The sequence below is a fragment of the Rhodobacter sp. genome (assembly GCA_020637515.1).
Taxonomy (GTDB): Bacteria; Pseudomonadota; Alphaproteobacteria; order Rhodobacterales; family Rhodobacteraceae; genus Pararhodobacter.
On sequence record JACKKG010000001.1, the window covers coordinates 1,508,147 to 1,530,517 of the forward strand.

18 protein-coding genes are annotated in these 22,371 nt (G+C 65.8%); 14 read left to right on the forward strand and 4 right to left on the reverse strand.

All coding sequences use genetic code 11. The features are described from left to right. Positions 1 to 425: 425 nt before the first annotated feature. Together H6900_07295 and H6900_07300 are read right to left on the reverse strand one after the other, a co-directional pair. Entirely contained in the window at positions 426 to 1,337 is a 912-nt protein-coding gene (locus H6900_07295; GenBank protein MCC0073079.1) for a methylenetetrahydrofolate reductase, read from the reverse strand. Positions 1,338 to 1,353: 16 nt separating this feature from the next. Further along, complete coding sequence (locus tag H6900_07300; protein ID MCC0073080.1) at positions 1,354 to 1,674, reverse strand: virulence factor; 321 nt, start codon at positions 1,672 to 1,674, stop codon at positions 1,354 to 1,356. Positions 1,675 to 1,967: 293 nt separating this feature from the next. On the opposite strand from H6900_07300, the gene H6900_07305 reads away from it, so the two are divergent. The 13 genes from H6900_07305 to H6900_07365 all read left to right on the forward strand — a co-directional run bounded on the left by H6900_07305 (position 1,968) and on the right by H6900_07365 (position 17,713). Beyond that, positions 1,968 to 3,119, forward strand: coding sequence for a Ppx/GppA family phosphatase (locus H6900_07305; protein MCC0073081.1), 1,152 nt, complete (start codon positions 1,968 to 1,970; stop codon positions 3,117 to 3,119). Between the two features lie 14 nt (positions 3,120 to 3,133). Next, a complete protein-coding gene (locus H6900_07310) occupies positions 3,134 to 3,880 on the forward strand; it encodes an RlmE family RNA methyltransferase (protein MCC0073082.1) in 747 nt (248 codons plus the stop codon). Further along, complete coding sequence (locus H6900_07315) at positions 3,867 to 4,592, forward strand: DUF4336 domain-containing protein (GenBank protein MCC0073083.1); 726 nt, start codon at positions 3,867 to 3,869, stop codon at positions 4,590 to 4,592. The genes H6900_07310 and H6900_07315 overlap by 14 nt, the downstream gene beginning before the upstream one ends. 115 nt (positions 4,593 to 4,707) lie before the next feature. Further along, the gene (locus tag H6900_07320) at positions 4,708 to 6,999 is read left to right on the forward strand and encodes a right-handed parallel beta-helix repeat-containing protein (protein ID MCC0073084.1); all 2,292 of its coding nucleotides are present in this window, start codon (positions 4,708 to 4,710) and stop codon (positions 6,997 to 6,999) included. 447 nt (positions 7,000 to 7,446) lie between these two features. Continuing rightward, complete coding sequence (acs, locus tag H6900_07325) at positions 7,447 to 9,411, forward strand: acetate--CoA ligase (GenBank protein MCC0073085.1); 1,965 nt, start codon at positions 7,447 to 7,449, stop codon at positions 9,409 to 9,411. 4 nt (positions 9,412 to 9,415) lie between these two features. Continuing rightward, positions 9,416 to 10,096: an adenylate kinase gene (locus tag H6900_07330; protein MCC0073086.1), complete on the forward strand. Its 681-nt coding sequence runs from the start codon at positions 9,416 to 9,418 to the stop codon at positions 10,094 to 10,096. 105 nt (positions 10,097 to 10,201) lie between these two features. Next, positions 10,202 to 10,459, forward strand: coding sequence for a DUF4212 domain-containing protein (locus H6900_07335; protein MCC0073087.1), 258 nt, complete (start codon positions 10,202 to 10,204; stop codon positions 10,457 to 10,459). Positions 10,460 to 10,474: 15 nt separating this feature from the next. Continuing rightward, positions 10,475 to 12,241 (forward strand): cation acetate symporter, encoded by a 1,767-nt coding sequence (locus H6900_07340; protein MCC0073088.1) that lies wholly within the window; start codon positions 10,475 to 10,477, stop codon positions 12,239 to 12,241. A gap of 72 nt (positions 12,242 to 12,313) precedes the next feature. Next, on the forward strand, positions 12,314 to 14,137 hold the full coding sequence (locus H6900_07345) for a cyclic nucleotide-binding/CBS domain-containing protein (protein ID MCC0073089.1): 1,824 nt from the start codon (positions 12,314 to 12,316) through the stop codon (positions 14,135 to 14,137). Between the two features lie 13 nt (positions 14,138 to 14,150). Next, positions 14,151 to 14,705: a hypothetical protein gene (locus H6900_07350; protein MCC0073090.1), complete on the forward strand. Its 555-nt coding sequence runs from the start codon at positions 14,151 to 14,153 to the stop codon at positions 14,703 to 14,705. Next, a complete protein-coding gene (locus H6900_07355) occupies positions 14,683 to 15,114 on the forward strand; it encodes a response regulator (protein MCC0073091.1) in 432 nt (143 codons plus the stop codon). Before H6900_07350 ends, H6900_07355 begins: the two co-directional genes overlap by 23 nt. Further along, positions 15,107 to 17,194: a DNA polymerase III subunit epsilon gene (locus H6900_07360; protein MCC0073092.1), complete on the forward strand. Its 2,088-nt coding sequence runs from the start codon at positions 15,107 to 15,109 to the stop codon at positions 17,192 to 17,194. Before H6900_07355 ends, H6900_07360 begins: the two co-directional genes overlap by 8 nt. 81 nt (positions 17,195 to 17,275) lie before the next feature. Next, complete coding sequence (locus H6900_07365; protein ID MCC0073093.1) at positions 17,276 to 17,713, forward strand: DUF1330 domain-containing protein; 438 nt, start codon at positions 17,276 to 17,278, stop codon at positions 17,711 to 17,713. Positions 17,714 to 17,716: 3 nt separating this feature from the next. Here H6900_07365 and H6900_07370 read toward each other — a convergent pair whose 3' ends face one another. Then, complete coding sequence (locus H6900_07370) at positions 17,717 to 19,000, reverse strand: NAD(P)/FAD-dependent oxidoreductase (GenBank protein MCC0073094.1); 1,284 nt, start codon at positions 18,998 to 19,000, stop codon at positions 17,717 to 17,719. A 156-nt stretch (positions 19,001 to 19,156) separates the two neighbouring features. Further along, the gene (gene phaZ / locus H6900_07375) at positions 19,157 to 20,443 is read right to left on the reverse strand and encodes a polyhydroxyalkanoate depolymerase (GenBank protein ID MCC0073095.1); all 1,287 of its coding nucleotides are present in this window, start codon (positions 20,441 to 20,443) and stop codon (positions 19,157 to 19,159) included. Between the two features lie 127 nt (positions 20,444 to 20,570). On the opposite strand from phaZ, the gene phaC reads away from it, so the two are divergent. Then, positions 20,571 to 22,367 (forward strand): class I poly(R)-hydroxyalkanoic acid synthase, encoded by a 1,797-nt coding sequence (gene phaC, locus H6900_07380; GenBank protein ID MCC0073096.1) that lies wholly within the window; start codon positions 20,571 to 20,573, stop codon positions 22,365 to 22,367. The last annotated feature ends 4 nt before the right edge of the window (positions 22,368 to 22,371 follow it).

Here is a 22,371-nt window from a genome sequence, read left to right on the forward strand (position 1 = left end):
GGAGAGAGGGCAGGCCGACCCCGGAGGGTGTCAGCCGATGCGTTGGCAGGTGGTTTCGACGTCGCCGCCACCCTGAGGGTGGAACAGCGGATACAGGGTGTCGGGGGCGTCGATCCATGCCGGGCGAATCGGGAAACGCACCATAGTGCCGGGCACGCTCTGCATGGGAACGAAGGTCTGTCCGGGGGCCGAGGCCTTGGGCCCGATCGATCAGCGCGCCGGTCCCCGGATCTGATGACAGGCCGAGGACCCGTTCAGGACATGGGTTCCCCGCGCGGAAACCGCGCCCGGCGCGCCAATCGCAAGCGCGCAGGACGCAAGCCAACGACCCATCGCGAACGTTCCCAGGCCTGAAATCCCGGGAAACAGCTTCGCGGCTTTCCGGGATTTCGGTAAAGAGGGCGCGGCGAGTCGTCGGCATGATTTCAGGCGGCCTGCGCGGGCTGCTGGCCGTGACGGTGGGTCCATTCGGCGTTGGTCTTGATGCCGCCCAGCGGGAAGAAGTGCACCGATTCGATGCCGAAATCGGGGTTCGCCGCCTTGTGCTCGGCCAGCGCCAGCAGGAAGTCGTCGGGCTCATAGGGCAGCAGCAGCTTGGACACGTCCATCGCGCGTTTTTGCAGCACCTTCAGCGACGGGCCGACACCGCAGGCGATCGCGAATTTGATGAGGGTTTGCAGCTTGGCCGGGCCGGCGACGCCGATGTGCACCGGCAGGTCAACGCCGGCCTCCTTCAGGCCGTTCACCCAGTCGATGACGGGGCCCGCCTCAAAGCAGAACTGCGTGGCCATCGCCATCCGGGCGTCGGTGCGCTCGCTGAACGCCTGTTTCCAGCGCGCCGCTTCCATCACCATCCGGTCCGAGCCGTCGGGATCGATGTCCTTGTTGCCTTCGGGGTGGCCGGCGACATGCAGTCGTTCGAACCCGTCGAACGCACCGGATTCCAGCAGTTGCATCGACGAATCGAAGGCGCCCAGTTGCTTTTGCGGGTTGCCGGCCAGGATCAGCCCTTGCTTGACGCCGGCCTCGCCCTTGTAGCGGGCGACCCAGTCGGTCAGCATGGCCTTGTCGGCGATGATCCGCGCCGGGAAGTGCGGCATCGGCTCGTAGCCTTCGTTGCGCAGGCGCGCGGCGGTGGCGACCATTTCCTCGATCGGCGTGCCCTCGATATGGGCGATGTAGACGCGCGTTCCGGCGGGCAGAAGGGTGCGGAAACCCGCCACCTTTTCGGCGGTGCGCGGCATCACTTCGATGGAATAACCGGCGAGGAAGGCCGTCAGGGCCTCAGATCCGGTTGCGGTCGCGGCGGCCTTGCGGCCAAAGGGGAACAGAGCCATCAGAGCCTCCCAGAGGTTACCCACGCGCGTCCCAGCCGTCATTGGCGATCAGCGCCTTGATCCTGTCTGCGTCGTAGTCCGCTTCCAGGCGGGCGGCCTCGGCGCGGGCGACCTGTTCCTGTTCGCCAGCGACATTGTAGGGGTCGGCTTTGCGCCATTCGGACAGGTAGGAATCGGTGTCGCGCGCGCCCACCTTCATCGCGCAGCGGTCGATGGCCTGCTCGAAGCGTTCGGGCAACTGGACTTTGGCGCCCCTGCGCCCCTTGCCGACGATGACCTGCGCGGGGATGTCGCGCCAGTAGACGATGGTGACGGGCTGAAGGGTAGCATCTGACATGGGGGGCCTCGTGCGGTTGGTTCCCGTTTCCTCGCCGGTTTTCCGGTCGCGCGTGGTGACGATTTCGACCTGCGCGCGCCGGGATGCGACCCCGGTGTCATAGCAGGTCCGGCGGGGCGGGGGCCACCGGGACTAAGGCGAAAAAACTTCACCAAGGACATGAGCCGAACCGCAGGGCGACGACCCCGCGGGACCGTGTGGTCCCTGGCGCCGGCCATCGCGCCCCCGGTTTCAATCTTGCGCGGCGCCGGGGGGCGGACTAGGGTAATTGCAACACGAAATGGAGGGCGGCCATGACGCCCGAGCGTCCCGCAGGCGCGGCGGCGCATCCGAAATCGTCGAGGCCGCCCCGTCAAGGGCGGACTCCGGGCGGACCAGAGCCGAAGCGCCAGACTATGCCCTCGGACGGGGGCCTTTATGCTGCCCTCGATCTGGGCACGAATTCCTGCCGCATGTTGATTGCGCGCCCCAAGGGCGCGCAATTTGAAGTCATCGACAGTTTCTCGCGCGCGGTGGAACTGGGAACCGGACTGGAAAGCACCGGCCGTCTGGGGCACGGGCCCATGGCGCGCACCGTGCAGGCGTTGCGCATCTGCCGGCGCAAGCTGGACGACCATGCGGTCCTGCGGATGCGTCTGGTCGCAACCGAGGCCTGTCGCCGCGCCCGCAATTCGGCGGAATTCATCCGCAAGATCCAGCGCGAGACCGGGCTCAGGCTGGAAATCATTCCGGCCGAGGAAGAGGCGCGCCTGGCGGTCATCTCGTGCGCGCCCCTGGTGGCGCCCGAGACCGAGCAATTGCTGGTCATCGACATCGGCGGGGGATCGACAGAACTGGTGTGGCTGGACTTGTCCGAGGTTCCGCCCGAAGAACGGCGCGCGTCGATCCTGACCGTCAAGCTGGGGCTGGCGGCGGTCGGCACCGCGATGCCGCGACCGGGGCAGTCGCGGGTGGTGGACTGGATCAGCGTCCCGCTGGGCGTCGCGACCCTGCGCGAGCAGTTCACCGATGTCGAGGACGACGCCGCCCGCTTTGCCCTGATGAGCTGGCATTTCGAAGAACAGTTGCACAGCTTCTCGCCCTATGAGAACCCGGCGCCGCGCGAGGGGTTCCAGATCATCGGCACCTCGGGCACGGTAACGACGGTCGCGGCGTCCTATCTGGGGCTCAAGCGGTATGACCGCAACAAGGTGGACGGGTTGACGATGACCTCGGCGCAGATCGACAAGGTCATTCACGATTATCTGGCGCTGGGTCCCGAGGGGCGGCGCACCGATCCCAGGATCGGGCGCGAGCGTCACGGGCTCATCATGTCGGGCGCGGCGATCTTGCAGGCCTTGATGCGGGTCTGGCCCACGGATGTCATGTCGGTCGCCGACCGTGGCCTGCGCGAGGGGTTGCTCTATGCGCAGATGAGCCGCGACGGCGTTCTCGACGGAATGTGAAGGAAGACGGACGGATGGCAAACCCGCCGGGAAAGAACACCTCGGGGCGCGGACAGCGCGACCTGAAGGTCAAGGTAAAGACCGCCAAGGGCCGCAAGCTCAGCTCGACCCGCTGGCTGGAACGGCAGTTGAACGACCCGTATGTGGCACGCGCGCGCCGTGAGGGATTTCGCGGCCGGGCGGCGTTCAAGATCGTCGAGCTGGACGACAAGTTCCGTTTTCTGGTGCCGGGCGCCCGGGTGGTGGACCTGGGCTGCGCCCCCGGCGGCTGGTTGCAGGTCGCCGTGGACCGGGTGAACGCGCTGGGTGCAAAATCGGGCAAACGCAAGGGCACCGTCCTGGGCGTGGACCTGCAAGAGGTCGAGCCGCTGGCCGGGGCCGAGGTCCATGTGCTGGATTTCATGGCGGACGGCGCCGACGCGCAGGTCAAGACCTGGATGGGCGGCCAGGCCGATGTGGTCATGTCGGACATGGCGGCGGCCTCGTCCGGGCACAAGCAGACGGACCATTTGCGGATCATGGCGCTGTGCGAACACGCCGCCTGGTTCGCGTTTGACGTGCTGGCGCCGGGCGGCGCCTTCGTGGCCAAGGTTCTGGCGGGCGGTGCCGAGGGCGAATTGCAACAGCTGCTGAAACAACGCTTTGCCAAGGTGCACAACGTCAAGCCCCCGGCCTCGCGGTCGGATTCGTCCGAGAAATACGTCGTGGCGATGGGATTTCGCGGCTTGGTCGCGCCCACCGAAGACGATGACGGGGTATGAGCCGCTCAACACCCTGAAGCCGGTCGCTGCCGATCTGTGGGTGGTGGACGGTCCCGCGATCCGGTTCTACGGGTTGCCGTTTCCGACGCGAATGACCGTCGTTCGGCTGCCGGAAGGCGGGTTGTGGCTGCATTCCCCGATCGCCCCCGATCCCGGGCTGCTGGCAGCCCTGGCTGCGTTGGGGCCGGTGCGCCATCTGATCGCCCCCAACTGGATCCACTATGCCCATCTGCCCGCCTGGCAGGCGCTGATGCCCGAGGCCGTGACCTGGGCCGCGCCCGGCGTGGCCGCGCGCGCGACCTCGCGCAATCTGGCGCTGCGGATCGACCGGGTGCTGCCGCATACAGGGCCCGAGTGGGGCGAGGCGATCGACCATCTGCTGATCGCCGGCAGCGACCTGCACCGCGAGATCGCGTTCTGTCACCGTCCCAGCCGCAGCCTGATCCTGACCGACTTGATCGAGAATTTCGAACGGCGCGCGGTGGCGCCCTGGATGGTGCCGCTGTTGATGGTGGCCGGCAACCTGGATCCCGACGGCAAGGCGCCCATCGACATGCGCATGAGCTTTCGCAAGGGGCGCGCCGCCTTGCGCCGGTCGGTTCAACGGATGCAGGCCTGGAACCCCGAGCGCATCGTTCTGGCGCATGGCCGCTGGTATCCCGAAAACGGCGCCGGTGAACTGGCGCGCGCCTTTCGTTGGGCGCTGGACTGAGGCGGCGCAACGCGCGCTGGCCTCAAGCCCCCTTAAATCCGTCTTGCTACCCCCTGTGACCGCAAGGCCGGCAAACGCGCGGCCTTACCGATGCGTCTCAACACAGGGGTCTGACATGAACAAGGCAGTGACCGAGGGGCTGATCCTGATGCCTCCGCCCTTTGCCGACGGGCTGAACGTCTGGTCCAGTGGCGACGGCACGCCCGGCGCACCGACTTATGACGGTGCGGCCAACGCGGCCTTCGTGCCCTCGGACCCGGATTTCGAGGGCTGCCTGGAACTGCTGAAGACCGCCGCCACGCAGAAACTGCGCTGGATGGGCAGCACGCCGATCCTGAACGGGTGCTATCTGCGTGTGACCGCGCGGGTCAAGGCCATGTCCGGCGCTTTGCCGACGGTGCGGATCGCGGGTTTTGCGGCCTATGCGGGCGGGGCGGCGGTGCCGGGCATCACCGTCACCGGACCGGCCGTGCCGCTGACCGCATATGGTGAAACGGTCGAAGTCAGCGCGATCATCGCCACCGCCGCGCGCACCGGCGTGGACATGGCCTGGCCCGGCGTCCACCATGGCTATCTGGGTCTGGATCTGACCGGCCCCAACGGCGGCGTGGTGCGTATCGACGACCTGACCATCGAGGACGTCACCGGCTTCTGGCTGCGGGACATGATGGACTGGGTCGATGTCCGCGATTATGGCGCCCTCGGCAACGGTGTGACGGATGATTATGACGCCTTTGTTGCCGCCGCCGCCGATGCCGTGGCCACCGGGCGTTCCATCCTGGTGTCGCAGGGCGTGTTCTACATCGGCCAGACGCTGACGGTCGAGGCCCCGGTCCGCTTTCAGGGCACGCTGACGATGCCCGATGCCGCCCGGCTGCAACTGACCAAGAACTTCGACTATCCCAGCTATGCCGCGGCCTTCGGCTCCGAGGGATTGGCGCTGCGCAAGGGGTTGCAGGCGCTGTTCTGGTATACCGACCATGACACATTCGACCTGGGCGGGCGGCGCATCGTCCTGGATGCGCCCATCGACCTGGCGGCGACCACCGGGCTGACCTATTACGCCATCCGCCGGGTGCTGAAGAACGGGCTGATCGAAGCCAACGATACCAACGCCTGGAACACCGTCACCGTCACCTCGCAGGCGACCTATTCGACCAGCCAGCCGGCGTTTCTGACCGGGGTCGCAAATGTCGCCAACATCCCGGTCGGCTCGCGGGTTTCGGGCAGCGGCGTCGGCCGCGAGGTCTATGTCAAGGCGCGCAACATCTCGGCGCAGACGCTGACACTGAGCCAGCCATTGCACGGTGCCGCGGGCACGCAAGTCTACACCTTCGAGCGGTTCCAGTATGTCCTGGACATGTCCGGCTTTGGCGTGCTCGAGCGGTTCGAGATCGACAGCGTCGAGTTCCAGTGCAAGAACCTGTGCAGCACGTTGAACCTGTCCACCGAAGGGCCGATCTTCACGCTGCGCAACTGCACCTTCAACCGGCCCAAGGACAAGGCGATCACCTCGATCGGGCGCGGCTGCCAGGGTATGCTGGTCGACAATTGCCTGTTCCTGTCGGGCGAATCCGCCGTGCGATCCCAGGATCGGGTGACGGTGGCGATCAACGTCAACGCCAATGACGTGAAGCTGCGCAACAACCTGGTCCAGCGGTTCGGCAAGTTCGCGGTGATGTCGGGGACCTATCACCTGATCGAGGGGAACCACTTCTACCACGGCGACAACGAGATGAACGCCGTGCGCCAGCCGGGCCTGGTGCTGACCTATCCGAACAGCATCACCACGATCACCGGCAATTATGTGGACAACAGCTTCATCGAGTTGACGAACGAGCATGACGCGACCCCGAACTGGGGCGGCGAGTTCACCTTTGGCGGTCTCAGCATCACCAACAACGTGTTCCTGGTGTCGAACGTCATCTCGAGCTTCCGGTTCCTGTCGGTCAAGCCGTATGGAACGGGTCACTACGTGCAGGGGCTGATCGTCACCGGCAACGTGTTCCGCACCGTCAACGCCGCACCGGCGCGGCCGGAAGGCGTGGACACCAGTTTTGCCGACCTCGACTATTCGCGGTTCCGCAACGTGATCTGGCAGAACAACACCTACAACGGCATTCCGGGTCAGACCGAAAGTCCGCTGGTGCTGCGCCACGATCAGGGTTCGGCCAATGCGACCTGGACGGTGGCGACCGGCGGCAAGCTGCCGTTCTCGGGGTGGGCGCGCACCGTCAGCGCGCTGGTCATCGAAGGTGCGGCCACCGATGGCGGAAGTCTGGTGCGCACCTCGTTCCCCTATGTCACCGTGCAGCAAGGGGCGAACAGCGACGACGTGCGGCTGATCTGGCCCAGCGCGACCCGCGGCCGCGCGGTGGTCACGGTCCGGGTGGACAACCCGATCTGATCCGCCGGGCAGGCGGATCGGCAGCGCGTCCGCAGCGGCGGACGAAGGGCGGCGCCATACGGCGCCGCCCTTGTTTCGTTCACGTTCGCGAGATGATTCGCGTGAAACGCGTGATCGCCGCGCCGCGCGATGGCCCCGCCGCCTGGGGGCCGGCGTGGATCCGGCGCGCGACGCACGGGGCGTCAGGGCTGCGGTGACGTGGCGTCACGGCATTGACTTTCGGCCGACGGACAGGGGGCTGAAAAACATGGCGGAATTGTGGCAGGCCTGACAATGATTTACAGATTGCCACTTTGATCCGTCAAGAAATTTACAAAAAACTCGTTATTAAAAAAAGAGTTACCTAAAAATTGACCAATACGGTATAGTGGCGCTCGGATGGAGGATCGGCAACGCCGTGCCCGGTATGGGGCGACGGTTTGCGTGCCGGATGCTGGAGGAGCGTGAATGTCGGACCAGGTGCAATCGGGTGTTTACCCGGCGTCGGCGGATTTTGTGGCCAAGGCGCATGTGGACGCTGCGACCTATGAGGCGATGTACGCCGAATCGGTTTCCAACCCCGAGGGTTTCTGGGCCGAGCATGGCAAGCGCATCGACTGGATCCGCCCGTTCTCGACGGTCAAGAACACCTCGTTCGAGTTCGGCAAGGTCGATATCAAGTGGTTCGAGGACGGCACGCTGAACGTCTCGGCGAATTGCATCGACCGGCATATCGCGACCCGCGCCAACCAGACCGCAATCATCTTCGAGCCCGACGATCCCTCGGCGCATGAGGCGCGGCACATCACCTATCTTGAGCTGCTGGAGCAGGTGAGCCGCATGGCGAACGTGCTCAAGGCGAACGGCATCGGCAAAGGCGACCGCGTGGTGCTGTATCTGCCGATGATCCCCGAGGCCGCCTATGCCATGCTGGCCTGCGCGCGGATCGGCGCGATTCATTCGGTGGTCTTCGCCGGCTTCTCGCCCGACGCGCTGGCCAATCGCATCAACGACTCCGAGGCCAAGGCCGTCATCACCGCCGACAGCGCCCCGCGCGGCGGCCGCAAGACGGCCCTGAAATCCAACGCCGACAAGGCGTTGTTCGACTGCTCGGAAAAGGTGAAGTGCTTCGTCGTCAAGCATACCGGCGACCAGACAACCTGGATCGACGGGCGCGACATCGACATCAAGGCGGAAATGGCTGCGGCCAGCCCCTATTGCCCTTATGCGGAAATGAACGCCGAGGACCCGTTGTTCGTCCTCTATACCTCGGGTTCGACCGGGCGGCCCAAGGGGGTCGTGCACACCAGCGGTGGCTATCTGGTCTATGCCGCGATGACGCACGAGATGACCTTCGACTATCACGAAGGCGATGTCTTCTGGTGCACCGCGGACGTGGGCTGGGTCACCGGCCACAGCTACATCATCTATGGCCCGCTGGCGAACGGCGCGACGACCCTGATGTTCGAGGGCGTGCCGACCTATCCCGACGCCGGGCGTTTCTGGGCGGTGTGCGAAAAGCACAAGGTCAACCAGTTCTACACCGCCCCGACCGCGATCCGCGCGTTGATGGGCCAGGGTGCCGAATGGGTCGAGAAATACGACCTGTCCTCGCTGAAGGTGCTGGGCTCGGTCGGCGAGCCGATCAACCCCGAGGCCTGGAACTGGTACAACACCCATGTCGGCAAGGGTGCGCGCCCGATCGTCGATACCTTCTGGCAGACCGAGACCGGCGGCCATATGCTGACGCCGCTGCCCGGCGCGATCCCGACCAAGCCTGGCTCGGCGACCAAGCCGTTCTTCGGGGTGAAGCCGGTCATCCTGGATGCCACCACCGCCGCGGTCCAGTCGGACACCACCGCCGAGGGCGTGCTGTGCATCGCCGACAGCTGGCCCGGGCAGATGCGCACCGTCTGGGGCGATCATGAACGCTTCCAGGAAACCTATTTCCAGCAATACAAAGGCTATTATTTCACCGGCGACGGCTGCCGGCGCGATGCCGATGGCTATTACTGGATCACCGGCCGCGTCGATGATGTCATCAACGTGTCGGGCCACCGGATGGGCACGGCCGAGGTCGAAAGCGCGCTGGTCGCCCATGAAAAGGTCGCCGAGGCCGCCGTGGTCGGGTATCCGCACGCGATCAAGGGGCAGGGCATCTACGCCTATGTCACGCTGATGAACGGCATCGAACCCACCGAGGACCTGCGCAAGGAACTGGTGAAATGGGTCCGCACCGAAATCGGCCCGATTGCCAGCCCCGACCTGATCCAGTGGGCGCCCGGCCTGCCCAAGACGCGCTCGGGCAAGATCATGCGCCGCATCCTGCGCAAGATCGCCGAGAACGACTATGGCGCGCTGGGCGATATCTCGACGCTGGCCGATCCGTCGGTGGTCGAAGACCTGATCGCCAACCGCATGAATCGGGCCTGATCGGATGGAGCAGACGATGACCCGTGCGGCCGTCCTGATCCTGTTGGGCCCCCCGGGGGCGGGCAAGGGCACCCAGGCCCGGATGCTGGAAGAGCGGTTTGGCCTGGTGCAGCTGTCCACTGGCGACCTGCTGCGCGCGGCGGTGGCTGCGGGAACGCCGGCGGGCCTGGCGGCCAAGTCGGTGATGGAGGCCGGCGGCCTCGTGTCCGACGAGATCGTGCTTGCGATCCTCAAGGACCGCATGGCCGCGCCCGATACCGCCCGGGGCGTGATCCTGGACGGTTTCCCGCGCACGCCCGGCCAGGCCAGGGCGCTGGACGCGCTGCTGGCCGATCAGGGCCTGCGCATCGACGCGGCGATTTCGCTCGATGTGGATGACGCGCAGATGGTCGCCCGGGTTTCGGGCCGCTACACCTGCGCCGATTGCGGCGAGGGGTATCACGACGACTTCAAGCAACCGGCCGTGGCCGGAACTTGCGACAAATGCGACGGGACGGCGTTCAAGCGCCGAGCCGACGACAATGCCGAGACCGTGGGGGCCAGGCTGACGGCCTACCACGCGTCCACGGCACCGCTGATCGCCTATTACGACGGGCAGGGCGTGCTGCGGCGGGTGGATGGCATGGCGGCCATCGACGCGATCGCGGACGACCTGGGTTCGATCGTGCACGAGGTGACAGCGTAGCGGCGCCGGCCCCGAGGGCTCCACGCCCCGGGCCGGCGTTCGACCATGAGAGGCAGGCATCCCGTGTTCGGGGTGTCCGCAGTGGAGGAAAACCGGGAGGACACAATGTCTGACAAATCGGCCAGCGCATACTGGGCGGCGAACATCCGGCTCATCACGATCTGTCTCGTGATCTGGGCGCTCGTCTCCTTCGGCTTCGGCATCATTCTTCGCCCGCTTCTGGCGGGTATTCCCGTCGGTGGCACGGATCTCGGCTTCTGGTTCGCCCAGCAAGGCTCGATCCTGACCTTCCTGGTCCTGATCTTCTTTTATGCCGCGCGCATGAACAAGATCGACCGGGAATTCGGCGTCGACGAACAGTAACGGGAGCGGGGACAGATGGATCAGTTTACACTCAACCTGATTGTGGTGGGGCTTTCGTTCGCCCTCTACATCGGGATCGCGATTTGGGCCCGCGCGGGTTCGACCAGCGAATTCTATGCCGCCAACCGTGGCGTTCACCCCGTCCTGAACGGGATGGCGACCGCCGCCGACTGGATGTCGGCCGCCTCGTTCATCTCGATGGCCGGGATCATCGCCTTCGTCGGTTATGACAACTCGACCTACCTGATGGGCTGGACCGGCGGCTATGTGCTGCTGGCACTGCTGCTTGCGCCCTACCTGCGCAAGTTCGGCCGCTTTACCGTGCCGGACTTCATCGGCGACCGGTTCTACAGCCAGACCGCGCGTATCGTCGCCGTCATCGCGCTGCTCGTCATCTCGATCACCTATGTGATCGGGCAGATGGCTGGCGCCGGCGTCGCCTTCTCGCGCTTCCTCGAGGTTTCCAGCTCGACCGGGCTGTGGATCGCCTCGGCGGTGGTGTTCGTCTACGCCGTTCTTGGCGGGATGAAAGGCATCACCTACACGCAGGTCGCGCAGTATTGCGTGCTGATCGTCGCCTATACCATCCCGGCGATCTTCATCTCGCTGCAACTGACCGGCAGCTTCCTGCCGCAGATCGGCCTGTTCAGCGCCGACGCCTCGGGGCAGCCGCTGCTGACGCACCTGGACGGCCTGCTGACCGACCTGGGCTTCCGCTCGTATACCGAGCACCACTCGAACACGCTGGACATGGTGCTGTTCACCATGGCGCTGATGATCGGCACCGCGGGCCTGCCGCACGTCATCATCCGTTTCTTCACCGTGCCGAAAGTGTCCGATGCCCGCGCGTCGGCCGGCTGGGCGCTGGTGTTCATCGCGCTGCTCTACACGGTCGCCCCGGCGGTCGGTGCGATGGCGCGCCTGAACATCATCAACACGATCTATCCGAACGGTGTTGACGGCACGCCGCTGGCCTATGCCGATCAACCCGCGTGGATGACCAACTGGGAAAACACCGGTCTGCTGGCGTTCGAAGACAAGAACGGCGACGGCCTGATCCAGTACTACAACGCCACCGACGCGATGGCCGCCACGGCGACCGAGCGCGGCTGGAACGGCAACGAGATGACCACCTTCAACCGGGACATTCTGGTGCTGGCGAACCCGGAAATCGCGGGTCTGCCGGGTTGGGTGATCGCGCTGATCGCGGCGGGTGGTCTTGCGGCCGCACTGTCCACGGCGGCGGGTCTGCTGCTGGCGATCTCGTCGGCGGTTTCGCATGACCTCATCAAGTCGGTGCTGAATCCGGGCATCTCGGAAAAGGGCGAAATGCTGGCCGCGCGTGTCTCGATGGCGGTTGCCATCCTGATCGCGACGCTGCTGGGTCTGAACCCCCCGGGCTTTGCCGCGCAGGTGGTGGCGATCGCCTTCGGTCTGGCGGCGGCGTCGCTGTTCCCGACCATCATGATGGGGATCTTCTCCAAGAGCATGAACTCGGCCGGTGCGGTCGCGGGCATGCTGGTCGGCCTGGTCGTCGAGATGGTCTACATCTTCACCTATGTGGGCTGGTTCTTCATCCCCGGCACCAACATGCTGCCGAACACCGCCGCCAACTGGCTGTTCGGTATCCAGCCGGCCTCGTTCGGTGTGGTCGCCGCGATCCTGAACTTCCTGGTGGCGTATATCGTGCTGGCGATGACCAAGCCCGCGCCGAAGAACATCCAGGACCTGGTGGAATCGATCCGCGTGCCGCGTGGCGCCGGTTCGGCCCAATCCCACTGACCCAAGACCCGGAGGGGCGCGCGGTTGCGCCCCTCCACCCCCCTCCCTCTCTCTGGTGGAACGGTGCCCCCGATGGAAACGCAGGTCGAGACGATCCAGGCCTTCCTCGAAACGGTGCACCCTTACGACAGCCTGCCACGGGACGAACTGGCGCGGGTCGCCGGTTGCTTCGGTCGCAGGGAATATGCCGCCGGCGAACAGATCTACGCCCTGGGCGAACCTCTCAAGGGGCTCTACCTCATCAAGCGCGGCGCGGTCGAGGTGACCGACGCGAACGGGGCGCTGGTGTCCATCCTGGCGCCGCGCAATTCCTTCGGTGAGCGCGGGCTTTTGCGCGACGGGCTGGCGGTGACCTCGTCCCATGCGGTCGAGGCCACGGTCGTCCTGATGCTGCCCGAGGGCGAGTTGCGCCACCTCATGGCCAATGTCCCGGCCTTCGCGCGGTTCTTCAACCGCGCGCGGCCTGCCGAGGGCCGCGACGCCGATCTGGCCACGCTCAAGGTGGGCGATCTGATGACGCGCGGGCCGGTCAGCCTGCCACCCGGGGCCACCGTGGCCGAAGTCGCGTGCGTGATGCGCGACAAGCACGTCTCGTCGGTGGCGATCACCCAGGACGACACGCTGATCGGCCTGGTCACCACCCGCGACCTGACCGAACGGGTGATGGCCGAGGGGCTGGGCTTTGACACGCCGGTGCGCCAGGTGATGACCCCGGACCCGGTCTCGCTGGGGCCCGATGCGCTGGGTTCGGATATCCTGCACGCCATGCTGGAACGCCGCATCGGCCATGTGCCGGTGGTGCAGGACGGCAAGCTGAAGGGGATGATCACCCAGACCGACCTCACGCGGTTCCAGGCGGTCAGTTCCGCGCAGCTTGTGCGTGACGTGGCCAGCGCCGAAACGCCCCAGGAAATGGCCGAGGTCACGGCGCGCATCCCGCGCCTGTTGCAGCAACTGGTGGCGTCGCACAATGCGCACGAGGTGGTGACGCGGCTCATCACCGACATCGCCGATACCGTGACCCGCCGGCTGTTGAAACTGGCCGAGGCCCAGCTTGGCCCGGCGCCCGTGCCCTATCTGTGGCTGGCCTGCGGCAGTCAGGGCCGCCAGGAACAGACCGGCGTCAGCGATCAGGACAACTGCCTGATCCTGGACGATGCCGCGACGGCCGACGACCGGGTCTATTTCAAGGCGCTGGCGAAATTCGTGTCCGACGGTCTGAATGCGGCGGGCTACGTCTATTGCCCCGGCGACATGATGGCCACCGCCGACCGCTGGTGTCAGCCAAAGGCGACCTGGCAACGCTATTTCCGTGGCTGGATCGACACCCCCAGCCCCGAGGCGCAGATGCTGGCCTCGGTCATGTTCGACCTGCGTCCGATCGGCGGGCAGCCGTCGCTGTTTCGCGACCTCCAGGAAGAGACGCTCGAGGCGGCATCGAAGAATTCGATCTTCGTGGCGCACATGATCTCGAACTCGCTGAAGCATCACCCGCCGCTGGGCCTGTTGCGCGGCTTTGCCACGATCCGCTCGGGCGAGCACAAGAACCATGTGGACATGAAGCACAACGGCGTCGTGCCGGTGACCGACATCGCCCGCATCTATGCCCTGACCGGCAAGCTGACCGAAGTGAACACCCGCGCCCGCATCGAGGCGGGCGAAGCGGCGGGTGTGGTCTCGGTTTCGGGCGCGCGGGACCTGATCGAAGCCTACGACCTGATCGCGCGGCTCAGGCTGGAAAACCAGGCCGCGCTGGTCAAATCGGGGCGCAAGCCGGACAATTTCCTGGCGCCTTCGGACCTGTCGGATTTCGAACGCAGCCATTTGCGCGACGCCTTCGTGGTGGTGCGCACCATGCAATCGGCGCTGGGCCAGCGGGCCGGGGCGCTGGGATGAAGGGAACGGGCGCATGGTGATCGACTTTATCGGCGCGCTGGCCTCGGGGCTGGGTCTGCTGGGGCTGGTTCTGCTGGTGAACCGGGTGATCCTGCGCGGCCGTTTCGGTGGCTGGGTCTATCCGGCGACCGTCGCGCTGGGGATGGTCGCCTACACCGTCTGGGCCGAATACACCTGGCCGACCCGCACGCTCGAGGCGCAGCCGCAATTGATGCTGGCCGGCGAGAACGCGGAAAGCGTCGCCTATCGCCCCTGGACCTATCTGTGGCCCCAGGTGTCGGTGATGATTACCGTGGACCGGTCGGAAACGCGGGTCAATCCGGCCTTTCCACATCTGGTCATGACCCAGGTCGTGCGGCTGGCGCGCTGGCAGCCGGTGCGCGGCTACCTGACGGTGTTCGATTGCCAGGGCCATGCCCGCGCACTGATGGGCGAAGGCGTTGAATTGAGTGCGGACGGGGCGCTGCAAGGCGCGACCTGGGAGCCGCTGGATGCCGAGGACCCGGTGCTGCGCGCCGCGTGCTCGGTCGCGGAGGAGATCGGAAATGGCCGAGGCAGCGGAACGTAAGCGGATTCTGGTGGTCGAGGACGAGGACAACATCGCCGTCGCTCTGGACTATCTGATGACCCGCGAGGGCTACGAGCAAAGCCGGATCGCCACCGGCGCCGGGGCGGTCGATCTGATCCGCCAGACCCGGCCCGATCTGGTGCTGCTGGACGTCATGCTGCCCGAGGTCTCGGGCTACGAGATATGCCAGAACGTCCGCCTTGACCCGGCGCTGAGCGGGGTGAAGATCCTGATGATGACCGCGCGCGGCTCGGCGATGGAGCGGCGCAAGGGGCTGGCGATGGGCGCCGATGGCTTCATCTCGAAGCCCTTCGAACTGAAGGCCCTGCGCGCCGAGGTGCGCCGCATCCTGGCGGGCGAGCCCGCTGTCACGACCAGCGACGCGCCGGGCGAGGCGCGCCATGCTTGACCGCCTGAGCCTGCGCCTGCGCATCCTGCTGTTCTTTGCCGCGCTGGCGCTGGGCGCGGTCCTGGCCATCGTCGCGGGCCTATGGGTCGCGCTGCGCCACGAGGGGGCCGCGACCGTCCCCCCGGCGCTGGTCTCGGGCGGGTTGATCGCGGCGTTTCTGGTGGTCGGCCTGGTCACCTGGGTCTGGTTCCTGTTCGATCAGAACGTAGCCCGCGCCATCGAATCCCTGGCGTCGGCGATCCGCGCGCGGGTTCACGCCGGCATCGAACACGACCTGGTCGCCGAGGCCCGCGCCGCGCGCTACCTGGGCGATCTGGCGCCCGCCGCCGCCGCCGTGACCCGCACCCTGGTCGAAACCCGAAACGCCCTGGCCGAATCCGTGGCGCGCGAGACCACGCGCCTCGCGGCCGAGAAATCGCGGCTGGAAACCTTGCTGGCGGATGTTCCGGTGGCGGTGTTGCTGTGCACGGCCGACCACCAGCTGGCTTTTTACAACGGGCAGGCGGTGGACATCCTGGGGGGGGGCACCGCGCCGGGGCTGGACCGCAACCTGCTGGACTATCTGCGCGCGGGTCCGATCCGGCACGCCTATGATCGGCTGGCCGGGGCCGGGGACCCCGACCTGGCCTCGGACCTGTTGTGTGCCACGGCAACCGGCGGGCGCCTGCTGGCGGGGCGGATGCGCGTGCTGAGGCGCCGCGAAGAGGGTATCGCGCCGGGCTATGTGCTGACCCTGCGCGACGTGACCGCCGATATTGCCGCACACACCAGCCGCGAGGCCCTGCTGGCCGAGGTCTTTGATCGCGTGCGCCGGCCCGCGGCCAACCTGCAAACCGTGATCGGGGTTCTGGCGGAACTGCAAGACGCGCAGGACGCCCCCGACCTCAGCGCCGCGATGCTGGACGAGGTCGGCGCGCTGACGCAGGCGATCACCGAACTGGGCGCGCGCTATGACGCCGCGCAATCCGACTGGCGGCCTCTGGTCGCGACGCGGTCGGCGGACCTGCTGGACGGGTTGAAGGGTCGCCTCCAGGCCGAGGGGCTGTCGCTGGAAACCGAGGGGCCCGAACTGATCCTCCAGGTGGACGGGTTCGAGATCGTCGCATTCTGGGCCTGGCTGGCGTGCCGGTTGGCCGAACAGGGAACCGCCCGCGCCTTTCGCCTGGTGCTGGCCGAGGAAGACGGGCCGGGCGCGGTGATGCGGCTGTGCTGGGATGGCGCGCCGCTGTCGGTCGGCCGGCTGGACGGCTGGCTGATCGAACCCCTGGGCGCGGCGACCGGCGAGTTGAGCGCCCGCGCGGTGCTGAAAACCCATGCGACCGAGGCCTGGCCGGAACAGGTCGGCGGGCGCAGTGCCGTGGTCATGCCGATCCGCTCGGCGCGCCGGGCGGGCCGCCGGCCGCCACCGATCGCGCGCAAGGTGGTCTATGATTTCGACCTGCTGTCCAAGGCCCGCAATGCCGCGGTGGCGGACACGCGACTGGACGACCTGACGTTTGTGGTGTTCGACACGGAAACCACCGGCCTGTCGCCTGCCACGGACGAGATCGTGCAGATCGCCGGCGTCCGCCTGGTCAACGGCAAGCGGGTCGAGACCGAGGTGTTCGACACGCTGGTCAACCCGGGCCGGCCGATCCCGCCGTCCTCGACCGACGTGCACGGGATCAACGACAGCATGGTGGTGGGCGCGCCCGACATCGTCGAGGCCGGTCGCCGGTTCCACAAATTCGCCGAAGGGGCGGTGCTGGTGGCCCATAACGCCCCCTTCGACATGGAGTTCCTGCGCCGCAAGGAGGCCGCACTGGGCGTGGCCTTCGATCACCCGATCCTGGACACCGTGCTGTTGTCCGCCGTCGTCTATGGCCAGACCGAGCAGCACTCGCTCGATGCGCTGACGGCGCGGCTGGGGATCACCATCCCCGAAGAAGCCCGCCATACCGCCATCGGCGACACGGTGGCCACGGCGGACGCGTTTCTGAAGCTGGTGCCGATGCTGCGCGCGCGTGGGCTGGACACCTTTGGCGCGGTGGTGGCCGAGGTGCGCAAGCACGGGCGGCTGCTGAAGGATCTGAACGGCTGACCGGCTGACGGACGGTGGGTGCAAAGCACCCACCCTACGTGGCGATTGTGCCCGTGGCCGCGTGCGGGCTAGAGTGCCACGATGACCCATCACATCGACCCGACCCGCGACAGTTTCGCCCGGTTCAAGGACCTTCCCCGGAACCAGCCGATCCATATGCTGAACCTGATCCGCCTGCGCGCGCGCGCGGCCTATGCCGACGGGCGCGACGCCAGCGGGGCCGAGGCCTATCGCGCCTATTCGCGCGAAAGCGGGCCGATCTTTCGGGCGCTGGGTGGGCGCATCCTGTGGAGCGGCCGCCCCGAGGCGATGCTGATCGGCCCCGAGGACGAACGCTGGGACATCGCCTTTGTCGCCGCCTATCCCGATGCGCAGGCGATGATCGACATGATCCGCGATCCCGCCTATCAGCAGGCGGCCCGTCACCGCACCGCCGCCGTGGCGGATTCGCGGCTGATCCGGATGGCGCCAAACCCGCAAGGCGACGGGTTCGGCGACCGGGACCAGGACACCGCCTGAGGGTCAGCCCTTGGTGGTTTCCTTGAGCTTGTCGATGCCCAGGGTTTTCAGCGCGAGCGATTCATAGAACGGCTCGGACGTGCCCTTCTTGATCTTGCGCAGGAAGTATTTCTCGAATCCCACCTTGGCCAGATGCACCCATTTGCCTGACGACGACCAGTTCACGTTGCGCGGCGGGATCTGCGGTTGGGCGACGAAGGCGACGCCGCTGTCCCCGAAATCCGCAAGACAGACCGCGTTCCACGAGCCCACCTCGTCGGGGTCCTGGCCTTTCAGCAAGGCCGCGATGTTGTGGGCGGTCGCGGTGACCATGCTTTCGATCATGAAGCCCGTCTTGGGCACGCCGCAGGGCACCGGCGTGGGGCCGGTGGGCGGGATCGCCACGCAGACGCCGACCGAAAAGATGTTGGGGAATTTCGGATTGCGCTGATGCTTGTCCACGATGACGAAGCCGCGCGGGTTCACCAACCCCTCGATGCCCATCAAGGGCTTGATGCCCCGGAACGCCGGCAGCATCATCGCAAAGCCGAAGGGCAGTTCCTTTTCGGCCTTGACCGATCCGTCCTCGGCGATTTCCTCGACCACCATCTTTCCGTCTTCGACCCGCTTGACGCGGCTCGAGGTCATGAACTTGACGTGCTTTTCGCGCATCTCGGATTCGAGCAGGCCCTTGGTGTCGCCGACCCCGTCCAGGCCCAGATGGCCGACATAGGGTTCGGCGGTGACGAAGGTCATCGGAACCTTGTCGCGGATCTTGCGGCGCCGGAGCTCGGTCTCGACGATGAACAGGAATTCATAGGCCGGGCCAAAGCAGCTTGCCCCTTGCACGGCACCGATGATGACCGGGCCGGGATTCCGGCAGAAGGCTTCGAATTTCTCGCGTGCGGCCGTGGCGTGATCGACATGGCAGACCGACTGCGTGTGACCCTCGGGGCCAAGGCCCTCGATCTCGTCAAAGGCCAGTTCGGGCCCGGTTGCGATCACCAGATAGTCGTAGTCGATGCTGCGGCCGTCGACCAGTGCGATGCGGTTCTCGTCGGCGTGCAGCTTTTCGGCGGCAACGGGGATGAAATCGATGTTCTTCTTTTTCAGGATCGGGTTCAGATCGACCGAGATATCCTCTTTCTGCCGCCAGCCGACCGCGATCCACGGATTGGACGGGACAAAGTGATAGGTCGGGTCCTTGGTGACGACGGTGATCTTGTGATCCTTGCCGACCTGGTCGCGCAGTTCGTAGGCCATGATGGACCCGCCCAGACCCGCACCCAATACGACGATATGTGCCATTGCGAAAACTCCCCCTTCGCGCCGGTTGACGCGGGAGGATTGAATGACTCTTGGCCACGCATATCAAGAAAAATCAGAATATGAGCAGGTGACTCGGGTTTTCGGCACGGTCGGGCGCGGTCGGGCGCGGCGGGCAGGGCGCCGCGCCCGGGCCGGTCAGCCGTTCGAGGCCGCCAGAGACACCGCGGGCTTGCCCGTGGTCTTGGTCTTGCGATTGCTGTGGGTGTCCATGAACTGGAACACCAGCGGGCGGATGTTGTTGCGCCAGCTCGATCCGGCAAAGATGCCGTAGTGACCCGCGCCCGGTTCCAGGTGCTGGGCCTTCATCGAGTCGGGCACCCCGGTCAACAGGTCCAGCGCCGCCAGGCATTGACCCGGGGCCGAGATGTCGTCCTTGGAGCCTTCGACGATCTTGACCGCGACATCGGTGATCTTGCCGATATCGACCTTGCGTCCGTTCACCTCGAACACGTTACGGGCGATCTCGCGGTCCTTGAAGATCCGCTCGACGGTCGAAAGGTAGAATTCGGCCGTCATGTCCATGACCGACAGGTATTCGTCATAGAAGTGGTTGTGCGCGTCGTGTTCGCTGTCCTCGCCGCGCGCGGCGGCGGTGATCTTGTCGCTGAAGGCTTGCGCGTGACGGTCCATGTTCATGCTGAGGAACCCGGCCAGCTGCAACAGTCCGGGATAGACGGTGCGGCCGACGCCGGCGTATTTCAGCCCGACGCGCTGGATCGCCAGGTGTTCCAACTGGCCCATCGTCACCCGGCGGCCGAAATCCGTCACCTCGGTCGGCGCGGCGTCGGGGTCGATCGGGCCGCCGATCAGCGTCAGCGTGAGCGGCTGGGCCTCGGGCGCGTCCTCGGCCAGAAGGGCGGTCGCGGCCAGCGCAAGGGGCGCGGGCTGGCAGACGGCGATCACATGGGTATCGGGGCCCAGGTGCTTCATGAAATCGACAAGATACTGGGTGTAGTCCTCGACATCGAACTTGCCTTCGGACACGGGAATATCGCGCGCGTTATGCCAATCGGTGATCCAGACTTCGGCATCCGGCAGCAGGCTGGCCACGGTCGAGCGCAGCAGCGTCGAATAGTGCCCCGACATCGGTGCGCACAGCAGGATGCGGCGCGGCTTTTCCGGGCGGCCCGGCACCTTGAAGCGCAAGAGGTCGCCGAACGGGCGCTTGATCTCGATCTCGGTTTCGCACAGGTGGTCGCGGCCGTCCTCGCCGACGATCGAGCGGATGCCCCACGCGGGCTTGATGACCATGCGGGCAAAGCTGCGCTCGGTCACGCGGCCCCAGGCGGACATGACCTTGAACATCGGATGCGGCACCAGCCCCCACATCGGATACGAGGCAAAGGCCCGTGCCGAGGCGCCCAACCATTCGTTGGTGTTGCGCATCGTTTCCATCAGGTCGTAGGTCGCCATCTGCTTCATGGGTGTCTCCAGGCGATGCGGGCGCGTCAGGGTTGAAACCCGACGGAATCCGCACTTCCAAACAAGGGGGGTCGCGGTTTAGAATAGACAATGCTGCGGTGCAGGATAGTAGGGGGAGCGTAAGAATATGGCAACTTCTGAATACGAAAATTCAGAGAAACTCGATGCCTTGAACGAAAATCTGGTGCGAATCGAGGCCCTCACGCAACGCCTGATTGCTGCGTTCGCGAGGAAGCAGCCCCAACGCAGCGAATTGCAGGCGCCGGACCCCTCGCTCTACCTCGACGCGGCGACCGCCTACTGGACCGACATGGTTCAGAACCCCTCGAAGATTCTGGAGCAGCAGGTCGAATACTGGGGCAAGACGCTGAAGCATTTCGTCGAGGCGCAGGAGGCCCTGCGCGCCGGCACCTTGACCGTGCCCCCGGACGCGACGCGCGATGACAAGCGGTTCACCAACCCGCTGTGGAAGACGCATCCCTATTTCAACTACATCAAGCAGCAGTATCTGATGTCGTCGGACGCGATCGAAAAGGCGATCGCGGACCTGGACACGCTGGACCCGCGCGCGAAGAAGCGACTGGAATACTTCGGCAAGCAGATCATCGACATGATGGCGCCGACGAATTTTCTGGGCACCAACCCCGACGCCCTGATGAGGGCCGTCGAGACCGAGGGCGAATCGCTGGTCAAGGGGCTGGAGAACCTGGTGCGCGACATCGAGGCCAACGACGGCGAGCTGCTGGTCACGTTGTCCGACCGCGACGCCTTCAAGGTCGGCGGCAACATCGGCATGACCGAGGGCGCGGTGGTCTTTCGCAACCGCATGTTCGAACTGATCCAGTACAAGCCGCAGACCGAGCAGGTGCACGAAACGCCCCTGCTGATCTTTCCGCCCTGGATCAACAAGTTCTACATCCTGGACCTGAAGCCGCAGAATTCGCTCATCAAATGGATCGTCGAGCAGGGCTATACGCTGTTCGTGGTGAGCTGGGTCAACCCGGGCGCCGCCTATGCCGACGTGGGCATGGACACCTATGTTCAGGAGGGCTTCCTCACCGCCATCGACAAGGTCAAGGAAATCTGCGGCGTCAAGACGATCAACACCATCGGCTATTGCATCGCCGGGACCACGCTCAGCCTGACGTTGGCGCTGCTGCAAAAGCGCAAGGACAAGTCGATCAAGTCCGCGACGTTCTTCACCGCGCTGACCGATTTTTCCGACCAGGGCGAGACCGGGGTGTTCCTGGAGAACGATTTCGTTGACGGGATCGAGGCCGAGGCGCGCGAGAAGGGCTATCTCAAGTCCTACTTCATGACCAAGACCTTCAGTTACCTGCGGTCGAACGACCTGATCTATGGTCCCGCGATCCGCAGCTACATGCTGGGCGAGGCCCCGCCGGCCTTTGATCTGCTCTATTGGAATGGCGACGGCTCGAACTTGCCGGGGCGCATGACGATCGAGTATCTGCGCGGGCTGTGCCAGGAGAATGCGTTCTGCGAGGACGGGTTCGAGATCCTGGGCGAGCGGCTCAAGGTCGGCGACGTCAAGGTGCCGCTGTGCTCGATCGCCTGCGAGACCGACCATATCGCCGCGTGGAAATCCTGTTTCCGGGGCGTGGCGCAGATGGGGTCCACGAACAAGACCTTCATCCTGTCCGAGTCGGGGCATATCGCCGGGATCGTGAACCCGCCGTCCAAGAAGAAATACGGCCACTACACCTCGGACGCGCCGATCGAGGACCCGGACGCCTGGAAAGCCGACGCAGAGTATCACGAAGGGTCCTGGTGGCCGCGCTGGGAAGAATGGCTGCGCGCGCGTTCCGGCAAGATGATTGCGGCCCGCGCGCTGCCTGATTCGGTTTTGGCCCCGGCACCGGGCACCTATGTGATCGCGAATCCGAACGCGGGATCAACAGCTTAGGGTT